Source organism: Sphingomonas paludis (genome assembly GCF_053502515.1).
In genome coordinates, this window is sequence record NZ_CP187558.1 from 639,705 (window position 1) to 654,502 (window position 14,798).

Genomic DNA, 14,798 nt, shown 5'->3' on the forward strand with positions numbered 1-14,798 from the left:
CGCCCGATCCTGAAAAGGCGCGGGCCATGGATATGGTTCCCCTGCAACGCGCCCTCATTTCGGTTTCCGACAAGACGGGCATCGTCGAACTTGCCGCCGCTCTGGCCGGGCACGGCGTCGAATTGGTGTCGACCGGCGGCACGGCCCGGACGCTGCGCGATGCAGGGCTGACGGTGCGCGACATCAGCGACCTGACCGGCTTTCCCGAAATGATGGACGGGCGGGTCAAGACGCTGCACCCGGTCGTGCATGGCGGATTGCTGGCGGTGCGCGACAATGCCGACCATGTCGCTTCGATGCAGGCGCATGGCATCGGTGCCATTGATATCGTGGTGGTCAACCTCTATCCTTTTGCCGCGACCGTGGCGAAGGGCGCGGACCGCGACGAGATCATCGAGAATATCGACATTGGCGGGCCCAGCATGGTCCGTTCTGCGGCAAAGAATCACGATTCCGTGGCCATCGTCACCGACCCGTCGGATTATGCCGCGCTCATCGAGGAACTGGCCGCCAATGGCGGGGCTACCAGCCGGTTCACCCGCCGCCGCTTGGCGGCCAAGGCCTATGCCGCCACAGCCGCCTATGACAGCGCCATTGCCCAGTGGTTCGCCTTTGCCGATCAGGGCGAGGCATTCCCCGACACGCTGCCGCTGGCATTCCGGCGGGGCGAGGCGCTGCGCTACGGGGAAAACCCGCATCAATCCGCCGCGCTCTACCTGCCGAACGGCCCGGCTGCGCCCGGCATTGCGCAGGCCGAACAGGTGCAGGGCAAAGCACTCAGCTACAACAACTACAACGACGCCGATGCCGCGCTTGAACTGCTGACCGAATTCCGTGATGGCCCGCCCACCGCAGTCATCGTCAAGCACGCCAATCCGTGTGGCGTCGCCAGCGCCGACACGCTGATCGATGCCTATCGCGCCGCGTTCCAGTGCGACAGCGTGTCGGCCTTTGGCGGGATCATCGCCCTAAACCGTCCGCTGGACGCTGAAACGGCAACGGCGATCACCGAGATTTTCACCGAGGTCGTCGTCGCCCCCGGCGCGTCGGACGAGGCGCGGGCGATCTTTGCGGCCAAGAAGAACCTGCGCTTGTTGCTGGTGGCCGATCTGGCCGATCCGCGCCGCCCCGGCTTGGCGGTCAAGACCATTGCGGGCGGCCTGCTGGTCCAGTCGCGCGACCACGGCGTGCTGGCCGATGTCGAACTGCGCCAGGTGACGAAGCGGGCGCCCACGGCACAGGAACTGGCCGACGCCAAATTCGCCTGGACCGTCGCCAAGCACGTCAAGTCGAACGCCATCGTTTATGCCATGGGCGGCGCGACGGCGGGGATCGGCGCGGGCCAGATGAACCGGCTGGAAAGTGCGCGGATCGCGGCGTGGAAGGCAAAGGACGCCGCTGAAAAGGCCGGGTGGGCCGAACCCCGCACCATCGGTTCGGCGGTTGCCAGCGATGCCTTCTTCCCCTTTGCCGACGGCCTGCTGGCGGCGGTGGAGGCGGGTGCCACCTGCGTGATCCAGCCGGGCGGATCGATCCGCGACGATGAGGTGATTGCAGCGGCGGATGAAGCTGGTCTGGCGATGTTGTTTACCGGCATGCGCCATTTCCGGCATTGATATCTGACCGGTGCTCCTGCGCAGGCAGGAGCCCAGAGTTGCGAAGGACATCGATGCAGGCTCTGGGCTCCTGCCTGCGCAGGAGCACGGCGACGGTCAGACCTCGACCAGCGCTTCTTCCTGTTCCTGTGCCTGGCGTGCCCACATTTCGGCATAGAGGCCGCCCAGCGCCAGCAATTCGGCATGGGTGCCGCGTTCGGCGACCTGTCCCTGATCCAGCACGACGATCTGGTCCGCACCGACGATGGTGGACAGGCGGTGGGCGATGATGATCGTCGTGCGGCCGCGCTCGATCGATTCCAGCGTCGCCTGGATCTCGTGTTCCGTCCGCGTATCCAGCGCGCTGGTCGCTTCGTCCAGGATCAGGATGGGCGGGTCCTTCAACAGCGTGCGCGCAATCGCCACCCGCTGTTTTTCGCCGCCGGACAGTTTCAGGCCGCGTTCGCCGACGCGCGTTGCATAGCCATCCGGCAGGCTGGCGATGAAGTCGCCGATCGCCGCCCCGCGCGCCGCCGCCTCGATCTCCGCCTGGCCCGCCCCTTCGCGGCCATAGGCGATGTTGTAGCCGATGGTGTCGTTGAACAGCACCGTATCCTGCGGAACGATGCCGATCGCGGCGCGCAAGCTTTCCTGCGTCACCCGCGCGATATCCTGGCCGTCCACGGTCACGCGCCCGCCGGTCAGGTCGTAGAACCGGTACAGGATGCGGGCCAGCGTCGATTTTCCCGCGCCCGATGGACCGACCACCGCCAGAGTTGAGCCGGGCGGCACGTCCAGGTCGATCCCCTTCAGGATCGCCCGGTCCGGATCATAGCCGAACCGCACCCCTTCGAACCGGACATGGCCGCCCTGCACGACCAGCGGGGCCGCGCCCGGCACATCGACCACCTCTGCCGGTTGATCGATCAGGTCGAACATGGCGGCCATGTCGATCACCCCCTGGCGGATGGTGCGATAGACCCAGCCAAGCATGTCGAGCGGCCGGAACAGCTGCGATAGCAGGGTGGATACCAGCACCACGTCGCCGGATGTGAACTCGCCCGTCGACCAGCCCCATGCGACGAGTGCCATGCCGAACCCAAGCATGGCGTTGGTGATCACCGCCTGACCGATGTTCAGCCAGGCAAGCGAGTTTTCCGAGGTGACGGCGGCGCTGGCATAGGATGTCATCGCCGTTTCGTACCGCCTGGCCTCGCGCGCCTCGGCGTTGAAATATTTCACCGTCTCGAAATTGAGAAGCGAATCGACCGCGTGCGCGACCGCGCCGGTATCCAGGTCGTTCATCCGCTCGCGTAACTTCGCACGCCAATCGGTGACCATGCGGGTAAAGGCGATATAACCGACCACCATCGCCAAAGTGCCGGCGACCAGCCAACTGCCGAAGCGCGAGCCGAAGATTTGCAGCACCAGCGCCAGTTCCAGCACCGTCGGCGCGATGTTGAACAACAGGAAATAGAGCATGGTATCGATGCTCTTGGTGCCCCGTTCCACCACCTTGGTGATCGCGCCCGTCCGCCGCTCCAGGTGAAAGCGCAGCGACAGCTGGTGCAGGTGCCGGAACGTGACGACCGCCAGTCGCCGCGAAGCCTCCTGGCCCACCCGCTCGAACACGACATTGCGCAGATTGTCGAAGATGACGGTGCCCAGCCGTGCCGCGGCATAGCCGACGACCAGCAGGACGATCAGGGTGGTTGCCCCCCGATCGCCGATGTCCATCCGGTCGATCGCGCCCTTCAGCGCGAACGGCACGCCGTAAACCTGCACCAGTTTCGAGACGAGGACGAACAGCATTGCCCCCACGATCCGCACCTTCAGCCCCGGCGCATCGGCTGGCCAGAGATAGGGGAGGAAGCGCCGGATGGTCGGCCACAGCGGCCGATCGGCGCTGGAGGGTTCTGAGGCGGGCGGCATGATCAAGCCGCCATGTGGGGCAGCCGCCGCGCCGATGCAACGGCTGGACGGAACCGGAGCCGCTTTGCTGCATTGGTTGATGCAGGAGGACGGGACGATGGACCAACTCATCTATGTCATGGCGATCCTGGGCTGTGCGGACGATGGCTCTATGTGCGAACGCCAGCGGTTCGCGCCGACCGGCTATCAGACCGCAGCGTCCTGCCAGGCACAGCTCGATGCCGTGCTGGTCCAGCACAGCGACATCCCCTATCCGCTGGTCGAGGCGCGGTGCGAGGCCATGACCATTCGCGATGCAAGCCGCGCACTCGGCAAGGCACCGACGCTCGGCTGATCTGTTCCGGCAGCGTGATCGATGTTAGCCTGCACCCGGGAGGTGCAGGGATATGGTCAAGCGCATTCTCGGCATCATTGTCGGTATCGTGCTGTTCGGCGTTGGCACCAGCGTCGTCCAGCTGGTCGGCAATGCGTTGTTCCCCCCAGCCGTTCCAATCGACATGCGCAATCCAGCCGCCGTGGCGGCGATGGTGGATCAAATTCCGCTCGGGGCAAAGCTGTTCGTCGTCTTTGCCTATTTCATCGGTGCCTTGCTGGGCAGCTGGGTTGGCATTCGCATCGCCGGGTGGCGCGCCGTTGCCTGGTGGGTGCTGGGCGCGGCATGGCTGGGCAACGTCGTCAACGTGATGACGATTCCCCACCCGCGCTGGATGCTGATCGCGTCGTTCGTCACCCCTTTGCTTGGTGCGTGGCTGGCGTGGCGCATGAGCGGGCGCTCAGACTGAGTCCGTTCGCCGGGGAAAGCATCAGCGCGGGCGGGTCCACAGGTCTGCGGGACGGGCCGTCGCCTCATACAGCGCCTGTCGCCGGGCCGCCTGACCGGCCGAACGCGCGATCCAGCCCAGCTTGGCCATGCCGCTGGTCGTCGTGCGGTGATCCCAGGCATGATCGCCGCGTCGGGCGACCTCGCGCGCGATGTCGCCGTAGATGCCCGCCGCCGCCAGCACGGCCCAGGCTGAGCGAAAGGACAGCGCCGGGGTGCCGCCCCGCGCGCTTGCCTCATAGCGCTCGGCCATGGCCGCCAGCCGCCGCGCCAGCACGGTCAGCCGGGGACGAAAGGGCGGTTTCATGTGCTGGCCCGGCGGGATGTCCATTTCGACCAGCCATTCGACGGGCAGATAGCATCGGCCCGCCCGGTCATCCTCCTCGATATCGCGGGCGATATTGGCCAGCTGAAACGCCAGCCCCAGGTCGCAGGCGCGGTCCAGCGTCGCGTGATCGTCCGGGCGCACCCCCATGATGACGGCCATCATGCAGCCGACGACCCCCGCCACATGATAGCAATAGCGGAGCAGATCGTCGGTCGTGCGGGGCCGCCATTCGTCGGCATCCAGGGCAAACCCCGCAATGACGTCATGAGCGAACCGGTGCGGCAGGGCGGTTTCCGCCGCAACGATGCGCAGCGCGTCGAAGGCGGGATCGCACACGATTTCGCCGGCAAGCGCCCGGTTGGTGCGATCGGTGATGATCGCCAGCCGGTCGGCGGCATCGTCCACCGCCTTCATGCCGTGCCCCATCTCCTGCCCATCGGCCAGGTCGTCGCACGCTCGGCACCAGGCATAGAGCAGCCAGGCGCGCTCGCGCGTCTTGCGATCGAACAAGGTGCTGGCGGCGGAAAAGCTTTTCGATCCCCGGCCGATCGCCTCGCCCGCCGTGGCGACGATGGCGGCGCGCGACGGCAGGGGATGGGCCATGCCGTGCCCTGCGCTCACAAATCCTCGCGCGCCATCTGGATGATCGGCGTCGCGCCCTGCCACGCCGCCATCTGGTCCAGCAGGCCACCCAGCGCGGTATCGACGATCAACAGCCCCTGATGCTGGGGCCGGACGAACCCGACCTCCCCCATCTTGTGCCAGAACTCGATCAGGCCGTCATAATAGCCGGCGATGTTCAGCAGCCCGACGGGATCGCTGTGATAGCCGAGCTGCGCCCAGCTGAGCGCCTCCCACAATTCGTCCATCGTGCCGGTGCCGCCGGGGATGGTGACGAACCCGTCAGCCAGATCGGTGAACAGCGCCTTGCGTTCATGCATGGTGCGGACGGTGTGCAATTCGGTCAGGCCCTGGTGCGCCACTTCCGCTGCGACCAGCGCATCGGGGATCACGCCGATCACCTCACCCCCTGCGGCCAGCGCGCTGTCGGCAACCGCGCCCATCAGCCCCAGCTTGCCGCCGCCGTATACGACGCCGATTCCCCGCTCCGCCAGCGCCCGGCCGACATCGCGGGCGCATTGCAGATAGACGGGATCGGCGGGGCTGGCGGACCCGCAATAAACGGCCAGGCGGCGAATGGTCATGCCCGCCCCGTTAATCGGGATTCGCCCGGGTGGCTAGGGACGTGTAGCGATCCCACGAAACCCTTTGCCCTGAGCTTGTCGAAGGGCTGTCCTTCTTTCAGCGGCGTGCAGGAAGGAACGGCAGTGCTTCGACACGCTCAGCACGAACGGGGTTGGGGTCCGAGACTTATCCCTCCGTCCCCAGCATCAGCCTCGCTGTCGCCTTGGCGCTGCCGACCACGCCGGGAATGCCCGCGCCCGGATGGGTGCCCGCGCCGACGAAATACAGGTTCGGGATATGGTCGTCCCGGTTGTGCGCCCGGAAATAGGCGCTTTGCGTCAAGAGCGGCTCCAGGCTGAAGGCGCTGCCCAGATGGGCGTTCAGGTCGGCAGTGAAATCGGTCGGCATATAGCTGAACTTGGTGACGATCCGGTCGTGGATGTCGGGGATCAGGCGGCGGCCGACCTCGTCCAGGATGCGCTTCTCCAGGATCGGGCCGACCTGATCCCAGTCCGCCGGGAACTTGCCCTGATGCGGAACGGGACAGAGCGCGTAGAAGGTCGAATGACCCTCCGGCGCCATTGCCGGATCAGTGACGGTCGGGTGGTGGAGATACAGGCTGAAATCCTCTGCCAGCACGCCGTGATCGTAGATGTCGGCCAGTAGCCCCTTATAGCGCGGGCCGAACAGGATCATGTGGTGCGGAATACCGGGCCAGGTGCCCTTCAATCCGAAATGCACGACGAACAGGCTGGGCGAAAACCGCTTCTTTTCAAGTGACGCCGCCGTCCGCTTGGCTGAGCGCGACGTGGACAACAGGTCCTTGTAGCTGTGCATCAGGTCGGCATTGCTGGCCACGGCATCGCAATCGACGTGGAACCCGCTCTGGGTCGTCACGCCGGTCACCCGGTCGCCCAGCGTCTCGATCGACGCGACGGGATCATCAAGGCGCAGCGTGCCGCCCAGCCGCTCGAACAGCGCGACCATGCCCGCAACCAGCCGGTTGGTGCCGCCCTTGGCGAACCAGACGCCGCCATCGCGTTCCAGCTTGTGAATGAGCGCATAGATGCTCGACGTCTTCATCGGATCGCCGCCGACCAGCAGCGTGTGGAACGACAGCGCCTGGCGCAGCTTCTCGTTCTTCACGAACCCGGAAACCATCGAATAGACCGACCGCCATGCCTGATATTTCATCAGTGCCGGCGCCGCTTTCAGCATGGAGCCAAAGTCCAGGAACGCAACATCGCCCAGCTTGACATAGCCTTCTTCGTAGACACCCTTCGAATATTCGAGAAATCGGGTGTACCCGGCGATATCACTTGCATCGAGCTTGGCGATTTCGGCGTGCAGAATGCTGTCGTCGTTGGTGTAGTCGAAATTGGTCCCGTCCGGCCAGTTCAGCCGGTAGAACGGGCTGACCGGCACCAGCTCGACATCGTCGGCCATGCGGTTGCCGGACAGGCTCCACAATTCCTCCAGCGCTTCGGGCGCGGTGATGACGGTGGGGCCGGCGTCAAAGGTAAAGCCGTCGCGCACCCAGTGATAGGCGCGGCCGCCGGGCTTGTCCCGCGCCTCGATAATGGTGGTATCGACGCCCGCCGATTGCAGGCGGATCGCCAGCGCCAGGCCGCCGAACCCCGAACCGATCACCACTGCCGTTTTCAAATCATGCACTCCCTGGTCGTTTGGCCGTGATCGCCCTGATCGCGCGGCCGATGGGCACTGGCGGCTTTCCGGTCAAAATCCGCGCCTTGTCCAGCAGGTTCGACTGACCCGCATAGAAGCGTCCGATCAATACCGGATTGAGCCGGTAGAAGCGCTGCATGACGCGGTACCGCTCCTGCGGATCGGCGGCACGGAACAGCATCTTTGTCAGCATCCGGTAAAATCCGCGCGCCCGCCACGCCTCTGCCGCATGGTCGTGCGTCAGCATGTGCAGCCCCGCGCCGGACAGGTCGCTCGCCCGGGCGATCCGCACCGCCAGCCGGACCGCATCAGGCAGCGAATATCCGGTCAACGGATGGAACAGCCCGGCGCGCATCCCGCCCTTTGCCACGCCCGCACCGCCGGATTGCCAATATCCCTCGAAATCGCCGTCCAACGCCACCGGCAGCGCGCCGACCTCGCTCCGTGCGACGCGGTCGACCTGCCATCCCTGACGCTGGGCATAATCGGCGATGCGCGGCATCAACGGATCGCCATTCGCCCCCGGCGCCCGGCGCAGCGGGTCCAGGTCGAGGTCGGGCGTGTCGCTGTAATAGGTATCCTCAACGAACATCCGGCGTTCGCCAAAGGGCAGGCAATAGACAAAGCGATATCCGTCCAGCTGTTCGACGGTGGCGTCCATGATCACGGGATCGGGCGCATCATGCGGTGCCGCAAGCTCCAGCTCCTGCCCAACGAACTTCTGCCAACCCAGGTCCAGAAATGCCGTATCGGCCGGTCCGCGACAATCGATCACGCCGCCGGCCGCAACCGCATCGCCATTGGCAAGCGCGACATGGGTGGGGCTGACCGCAAGCACCCTGGCCCCCAGCATTACCGTGTCGCGCGACAGCTGCGACCGCACGACGCGGTCCAGCTGGACCGATTCGATGCTGTAATAGGGCTGTGCGATGGTGCGGCCATGGGCCGGAAAGCGGATCTGGTGCCGTTGCCACGCATGGGTGACCAGCGGGGCCAGCAGCCATCGGTCCGCGCGGTCGACATCGCCCCCGAAAAACGACCATAGATGATTGCCGCCCAGCCGATCCCCGCCCTCGATCAGCCGCAGCTTCAGATCGGGACGGCTCTTGGCCAGCGCCAGCGCGATCAGCGACCCGGCCAGGCCGCCCCCGACAATCGCCACATCGCACTGGTTGATCGTCGCCATGGCATCCGCCTAGCGGATCGCAGGGGTCGGCGAAAGGTGTCTGCACGTGCGACTTCGGGCGCGGGCGACAACCCTGTCACTGCCCGTTTCATGTTGCGCTGCAATACAGATTCGGCTCGCCAAAGCTGAAACCAGGGCGGACATGATTAGTTACGCAATTATCCTCAATTTTATTTGTCGAAAATTTACAATAGTGCGATACCGATGGAGTAGGAGGTCAACAAGGCCATGAAAATGCGTTTGGTGCAGGCAGAGGATGTTCAGGGCGAGGGCCTTCTGTCCTTGCTGAAACGGATTTTTGCCGGCGGCGTGTCACGCGATGCGACGTTTGACCGCAGCACCCGGCGCACCAGCCCCCAGCCTGCCGACTGGCCCGTTGCCCCCCCTTCTGCGATTGACTCGGCGACGGCTGCTGAACTCGGGCTGACCATCCTCGATCTTCTGGCCGAACGCGGCAATGGCGGCGATGCGGTTACGCTGGCGGCGCAGATCAATGCCGGTCGCCGACTGGCGGTCAGTGCTGTCGATGTCCAGCATGTGCTGGAGCGGCTCTACGACCAGCACCAGCTGGCGGGCTATGGCCCTGTCTTCTGCCTGCCCGAACAGGTTTCGGTCCTGCGCAAGAGCTGGCTGCTGCGCGCATCGCTCGGCATGCCTGGCGAAGCGCGCGATGCGGGACAGGACATGCGCGAAGCCGCCGCGGTCCAGCGCATCTGTCGATGGGACGGATGGAACATGCCGATCGCTCGGGGCATGCCCGCCTGAACCCCGGACCCCTGAATTTCTGAACCTTCGCATCGCTGAACTGCCCGCCATTGCGGCCACCATGTCCGACCCGTAAGGGCAGGGCATGGCCGCCGAACCGCTTTCCGTCCTGCAATCCCTGTTCGGATTTCCCGCCTTTCGCGGGGTTCAGCGCGACGTGATCGACCGGGTCCTGGCCGGGCAGCGGACGCTGGCCGTCATGCCGACGGGCGCCGGCAAGTCGCTGACCTATCAATTGCCGTCGGTGATGCTGGGCGGCACCGCATTGGTCATCTCGCCGCTGATCGCCCTGATGCACGATCAGTTGCGGGCGGCGCAGGCGGTGGGCATCCGCGCCGGCACGCTGACCAGTGCCGACGATAACCGGGCGGAGACGATCGCTCGGTTCCGGGCCGGGGAACTGGACCTGCTCTATGCCGCGCCGGAGCGGGCTTCGTCTCAATCCTTTCGCGACCTGCTCGGGCAGGGGCGGATCGCGCTGTTCGCCATCGACGAGGCGCACTGCGTCAGCGAATGGGGCCATGATTTCCGCCCCGACTATCGCCTGCTCCGCCCGCTGCTGGACGCGTGGCCCGATGTGCCGCGCCTGGCGCTGACCGCCACCGCCGACGCCCATACCCGTGCCGATATCCTCGAACAGCTCGGCATACCCGCCGACGGCATGATCGTCGCCGGGTTCGATCGGCCCAACATCCGATATGCCATTCATGCCCGGGATCAGGGCACGCGACAGATCCTGCGCGTGGTTCAGGATAATCCGGGGCCGGGCATCGTCTATGCCCCCACCCGTGCCGCTGCCGAACGGCTGGCGGAATCGCTGGGCGCGTCGGGCCGTCCCACCCGCGCCTATCACGCCGGACTGGAACCGGGGGTCCGCGCGGCCAACCAGGCCGCGTTCGTTGCCAGCGAGGACATGGTCATCTGTGCCACGGTCGCCTTTGGCATGGGGATCGACAAGCCCGACGTCCGCTTCGTCGCGCACGCCGCACTGCCCAAGTCGATCGAGGGCTATTATCAGGAAACTGGCCGGGCGGGCCGCGACGGGGATCCGGCGGTGGCGCATCTGTTCTGGGGTGCGGACGATTTCGCCCGCGCGCGCCAGCGGATCGGGGAGATGGAGCAGGGCCGCCAGCCGGGCGAGCGCCAGCGGCTGGATGCGCTGGGCGCGCTCGTCGAAACCGCCGGATGCCGTCGCCAGTTGCTGCTTGCGCATTTCGGCGAGACGCTCGCCCGACCCTGCGGCAATTGCGACAATTGCCTGGAGCCGCCCCAGGCCGTCGACGCGACGGTCGCTGCCCAGAAATATCTGTCGGCGGTCTATCGCACCGGCCAGAGTTTCGGCGCTGGCTATATCGAAAGCGTGCTGACCGGAAAATCCACCGAACGCAGCCTGATGAACGGGCATGAGCGGTTGTCCGTCTGGGGCATTGCCGATGCAACGGACGCGGCATTGCTGAAACCGGTCCAGCGCGCCCTGCTGGTGCGCGACGCGCTCCGTCCCACCGAACATGGCGGGCTGATGCTCGGTCCGGCGGCGCGGGCGCTGCTCAAGGGGGAATCGGCACTGGCGCTGATCGTGCCGCCCAAGCGGGAACGGCGGCGGCGCGGCGGCGCGGCGGACGGCGGCGCCAATCCGATCGGCCACCCCCTCTTCGAAGCATTGCGGGCGCTCCGGCGGCAGATCGCGCAGGAAACCGGTCTGCCGCCCTATGTCATCTTTCACGATTCCGTGCTGCGCGACATGGCGCTGGCCCGGCCGCGCAACCGTGCGGCCATGGCGGAAATCCCCGGCATCGGCGCCCGCAAGCTGGATGCCTATGGCGAGGCGTTTCTGAAGGTCATAGAAGCGCATCTGGATTAAGGAGATCGTGCCATGCCCACCGTCCGCCGGATCAATGACCGGATCAGCGTCGCCCCCCAAATCTCGGTCGAAGACGTGGCCGAGCTGAAGGCCGCCGGGTTCGTGGCGATCGTCAACAACCGTCCGGACGACGAGGAGCCCGGCCAGCCATCGGGCGACGCCATTCGCAGCGCGGCAGAGGCGGCAGGGCTGGCCTATACCCCCATCCCTGTCACCCATGCCGGTTTTTCAATGCCCCAGGTGGAGGCGATGAGCGCGGCGCTGGCCGCGGCCAATGGCCCGGTCCTCGCCTATTGCCGGTCCGGCACGCGCAGCTGCAACCTGTGGGCGCTGGCCGAGGCGCATGGCGGCGGCCAACCGGACGCGATCATCGATGCGGGTGCCGGGGCGGGCTATGACCTGTCCGCCATCCATCCGTTGCTGGACCAGCTGTCGCGCGCCCGGTGAACGGGTTGCTGCTGGCCGGATCGCTGGTCGCGGTGCTGGCGCTGGCCGGCATCGCACGCGCATTGGGCCTTGGGCGCATCGCTCCGCTGACCGCGGCAGAGGCGGGCCGCATCGCCGGGGAACGCGTGATCGGTTTTCGCCCCGGTACGGTGGTGCTGGCGACAGACGGCAACGCTGCGCTGGTGATGGACCGGAACGGCGACGGCGCGGTCGCCGTTCGCCGGCACGGAGTCGGCGTGCTGGTAGCAACCCTGTCCGGGCCGCTCGCGCTCGACCGGCTGGAGCAGGGCATATCGCTGGACAGCGGCGATCCGCGCATCGGCACGCTGCTTCTGCCCCCGGACCCGGCGTTACTGACACGCTTGTAAGTCCTGTTGAAGCGATTAGGCTGTAACCGTCATGGAACGGTTGCCCGATCCCGTCTCGCTGGCGATTCCCGCCTTCGTCCTGTTGGTGCTGGCCGAAATGCTGGTGGCGCGCGCCCGCGACCGGCGGCGTTACTGCCCCCGCGACACGCTCACATCGCTGATGCTCGGCCTGGGCAGCACGGTTGCCGGCGCGCTGGCGGGCGGCGCGGTGTTCGCCCTGGCCAGTTGGGTGCATCAGTTCCGGCTGTTCGACATCGGTTGGCACTGGGGCTGGTTTGCGCTCGCCTTCGTCTTGGATGACCTGGCCTATTACTGGTTTCACCGCACGGCGCACCGCGTCCGCTGGTTCTGGGCCAGCCATGTCATCCATCATTCCAGCCAGCATTATAATCTGTCGACCGCGCTGCGTCAGACCTGGACTGGGTTCTTCAGCTTGTCCTTCCTGTTCCGCCTGCCCCTGTTCCTGATCGGGTTTCCGCCAGCGATGGTCTTTTTCGTCGCAGGACTGAACCTGATCTATCAGTTCTGGATCCATACCGAGACCATCGGGCGGATGCCGCGCTGGTTCGAAGCGGTGATGAACACGCCGTCGCATCACCGAGTCCATCACGCCACCAACCCGCGCTATCTGGACACCAATTATGCCGGGGTGTTCATCGTCTGGGACCGGATGTTCGGCACCTTCACGCCCGAACTGGATGACGAACGCCCGCGCTATGGCATCGTCCGCGATCTGGGCAGCTTCAACATCCTGTGGGCGGCGGTTCACGAATGGGTCGCCATCGCCCGCGACGTGATCGCCGCGCCCGACTGGCGGTCGCGCTGGCGCTATGTCGCGCGGGAACCGGGATGGAGCCATGACGGAAGCCGCCAGACCAGCGCCGACATCAAGGCCAGTTGGCAGGCGGCGGCGCGCGACGCAAGCGAGGGAGAGGCAGCATGGACGAGGCCGATATCGTCGTCATCGGCGGCGGATCCGGGGGCAGCGCCGCCGCGGGCCGCCTGAGCGAGGACAGCGCATTGGCCGTCTGTGTGCTGGAAGCCGGCGGGCGCAACGATGGCTGGCGCACGCGGATGCCGGGTATGATGCCATTCCAGCCGGACGGCGTGAACTGGCGGTTCGAAACCTTGCCCCAACCGGGGTTGAACGGCCGCCGCGGCTATCAGCCGCGCGGGCGGGGGCTGGGCGGATCCAGCGCGATCAACGCCATGCTTTATGTGCGCGGCCATCCATGGGATTACGACCATTGGGCATCGCTTGGCTGTACCGGCTGGGCCTGGGACGATGTGCTCCCCTGGTTCCGCCGGTCGGAAGGGAACGAGCGCGGCGCGGATGACTGGCACGGTGCGGATGGCCCTTTGCAGGTCAGCGACCAGCATCATGCCCATCCCGCCTGCGAAAAGTTCATCCAGGCCGCCCAGGCCTTGCAGATTCCCCGCAACGACGATTTCAACGGCGCACGTCAGGAAGGCGCCGGCCTGTATCAGGTGACCCAGCACCGGGGCGAACGGTGGAGCACGGCGCGCGCCTATCTCGATCCGGCCCGCAGCCGCGCCAACTTGACCATCCTGACCGACACGCTGGCGGAACAGGTTGTGATCCAGGATGGGCGCGCGGTCGGCGTGCGCTATCGGCGCGGGGGCCTGGTGCACATGATCCGGGCGCGCGCCGGGGTGGTGATGGCGGGCGGCGTGTTCGGCACGGCGCAATTGCTGATGCTGTCCGGCATCGGGCCGGGCGCGCATCTGGCGGACCATGGCGTCCCCGTCCGCATCGACCGTCCGGCGGTGGGCGCCAATCTGCAGGACCATCTGGACTATACCGCGAGTTTCGAAACGCCGGGCAGCCGTTATTTCCTAGGCCGTTCGCTGGCCGGGTCGCTAGCCGGGCTGCGCGACATGGCCCGCTGGTTTGCTCGTCGCACCGGGCCGATGACCACGCCCTATGCCGAGGCGGGGGCGTTCGTCCGCACCGACCCGGCATTGCCTGCGCCCGATATCCAGCTGCATTTCCTGATCGCCATGGTCGAGGATCATGGCCGCGCCGCCGTGCCGGGCCATGGCTTCAGCTGCCATGCCTGTGTCCTGCGCCCCGAAAGCCGGGGGACCGTGCGGCTGCAATCGCCCGATCCGGCCGCGCCGCCCGCCATCGATCCAGCGTTCCTGTCGGATCGGCGCGATCTCGACCGGCTGACGGCGGGGGTTCGTCTGATGTACCGGCTGCTGGACGCGCCATCGGTGCGCGCCTGGCGCGGGCGCGACCGCTATCCGGTCGATCCTGCCGACGATGCCGCGCTCGAATCGCTGATCCGGGCGCGGGCGGATACCATCTATCACCCGGTCGGCACCGCGCGGATGGGGTCGGACGCCGATGCCGTCGTCGATCCCCGGCTTGGTGTGCACGGCATCGAGGGGCTGTGGGTTGCCGATGCGTCGGTCATGCCCACCCTGATCGGCGGCAACACCAATGCGCCCAGCGTGATGATCGGGGAACGGTGCGCTGCCTTTGTCCGCGAACGGCTGGCCGCTTCCGGCTGATCCCGGGCGTCGATTGCGCCTTGCCGCCGCCGTAATCCATGCCTAGGCCTTTTGGCCGGTACCCGCCGATGTATGGCGTTGCGCGAG

Annotated in this window: 14 protein-coding genes; 9 read left to right on the top strand and 5 right to left on the bottom strand. The window is 66.5% G+C overall.

The window, feature by feature from the left end:
- Positions 1-26 precede the first annotated feature (26 nt).
- On the top strand, positions 27-1,616 hold the full coding sequence (purH, locus tag ACPVPU_RS03115) for a bifunctional phosphoribosylaminoimidazolecarboxamide formyltransferase/IMP cyclohydrolase (protein ID WP_448659463.1): 1,590 nt from the start codon (positions 27-29) through the stop codon (positions 1,614-1,616).
- Between the two features lie 96 nt (positions 1,617-1,712).
- Here the strand turns inward: purH and ACPVPU_RS03120 are convergent, their stop codons facing one another.
- Positions 1,713-3,527 carry an ABCB family ABC transporter ATP-binding protein/permease gene (locus tag ACPVPU_RS03120; RefSeq protein ID WP_448659464.1) on the bottom strand — a complete coding sequence of 605 codons (1,815 nt, stop codon included), beginning with the start codon at positions 3,525-3,527 and terminating at the stop codon, positions 1,713-1,715.
- Between ACPVPU_RS03120 and ACPVPU_RS03125 the strand changes: the two genes are divergently transcribed.
- Together ACPVPU_RS03125 and ACPVPU_RS03130 are read left to right on the top strand one after the other, a co-directional pair.
- Positions 3,526-3,861 carry a hypothetical protein gene (locus ACPVPU_RS03125; protein ID WP_448659465.1) on the top strand — a complete coding sequence of 112 codons (336 nt, stop codon included), beginning with the start codon at positions 3,526-3,528 and terminating at the stop codon, positions 3,859-3,861. The genes ACPVPU_RS03120 and ACPVPU_RS03125 overlap by 2 nt on opposite strands.
- A gap of 52 nt (positions 3,862-3,913) precedes the next feature.
- The gene (locus tag ACPVPU_RS03130) at positions 3,914-4,309 is read left to right on the top strand and encodes a hypothetical protein (protein ID WP_448659466.1); all 396 of its coding nucleotides are present in this window, start codon (positions 3,914-3,916) and stop codon (positions 4,307-4,309) included.
- Positions 4,310-4,330: 21 nt separating this feature from the next.
- Here the strand turns inward: ACPVPU_RS03130 and ACPVPU_RS03135 are convergent, their stop codons facing one another.
- From ACPVPU_RS03135 to crtY, 4 genes are all read right to left on the bottom strand, one after another.
- Positions 4,331-5,278, bottom strand: coding sequence for a phytoene/squalene synthase family protein (locus ACPVPU_RS03135; protein ID WP_448659467.1), 948 nt, complete (start codon positions 5,276-5,278; stop codon positions 4,331-4,333).
- Between the two features lie 14 nt (positions 5,279-5,292).
- Positions 5,293-5,874, bottom strand: a complete 582-nt coding sequence (locus tag ACPVPU_RS03140) for an LOG family protein (protein ID WP_448660401.1) — start codon at positions 5,872-5,874, stop codon at positions 5,293-5,295.
- A gap of 172 nt (positions 5,875-6,046) precedes the next feature.
- Positions 6,047-7,525, bottom strand: a complete 1,479-nt coding sequence (locus ACPVPU_RS03145; protein ID WP_448659468.1) for a phytoene desaturase — start codon at positions 7,523-7,525, stop codon at positions 6,047-6,049.
- A 1-nt stretch (position 7,526) separates the two neighbouring features.
- The gene (crtY, locus tag ACPVPU_RS03150; RefSeq protein WP_448659469.1) at positions 7,527-8,732 is read right to left on the bottom strand and encodes a lycopene beta-cyclase CrtY; all 1,206 of its coding nucleotides are present in this window, start codon (positions 8,730-8,732) and stop codon (positions 7,527-7,529) included.
- A 228-nt stretch (positions 8,733-8,960) separates the two neighbouring features.
- Here crtY and ACPVPU_RS03155 point away from each other — a divergent pair, with 228 nt between their 5' ends.
- From ACPVPU_RS03155 to ACPVPU_RS03180, 6 genes are all read left to right on the top strand, one after another.
- Positions 8,961-9,497, top strand: a complete 537-nt coding sequence (locus tag ACPVPU_RS03155) for a hypothetical protein (RefSeq protein ID WP_448659470.1) — start codon at positions 8,961-8,963, stop codon at positions 9,495-9,497.
- An 85-nt stretch (positions 9,498-9,582) separates the two neighbouring features.
- Positions 9,583-11,358: a DNA helicase RecQ gene (gene recQ, locus ACPVPU_RS03160; RefSeq protein ID WP_448659471.1), complete on the top strand. Its 1,776-nt coding sequence runs from the start codon at positions 9,583-9,585 to the stop codon at positions 11,356-11,358.
- Positions 11,359-11,370: 12 nt separating this feature from the next.
- A complete protein-coding gene (locus tag ACPVPU_RS03165; protein WP_448659472.1) occupies positions 11,371-11,805 on the top strand; it encodes a TIGR01244 family sulfur transferase in 435 nt (144 codons plus the stop codon).
- A complete protein-coding gene (locus tag ACPVPU_RS03170; protein WP_448659473.1) occupies positions 11,802-12,173 on the top strand; it encodes a hypothetical protein in 372 nt (123 codons plus the stop codon). Before ACPVPU_RS03165 ends, ACPVPU_RS03170 begins: the two co-directional genes overlap by 4 nt.
- 31 nt (positions 12,174-12,204) lie before the next feature.
- Positions 12,205-13,179: a sterol desaturase family protein gene (locus ACPVPU_RS03175; protein ID WP_448659474.1), complete on the top strand. Its 975-nt coding sequence runs from the start codon at positions 12,205-12,207 to the stop codon at positions 13,177-13,179.
- On the top strand, positions 13,113-14,711 hold the full coding sequence (locus ACPVPU_RS03180) for a GMC family oxidoreductase (RefSeq protein ID WP_448659475.1): 1,599 nt from the start codon (positions 13,113-13,115) through the stop codon (positions 14,709-14,711). Before ACPVPU_RS03175 ends, ACPVPU_RS03180 begins: the two co-directional genes overlap by 67 nt.
- Positions 14,712-14,798: the final 87 nt, after the last annotated feature.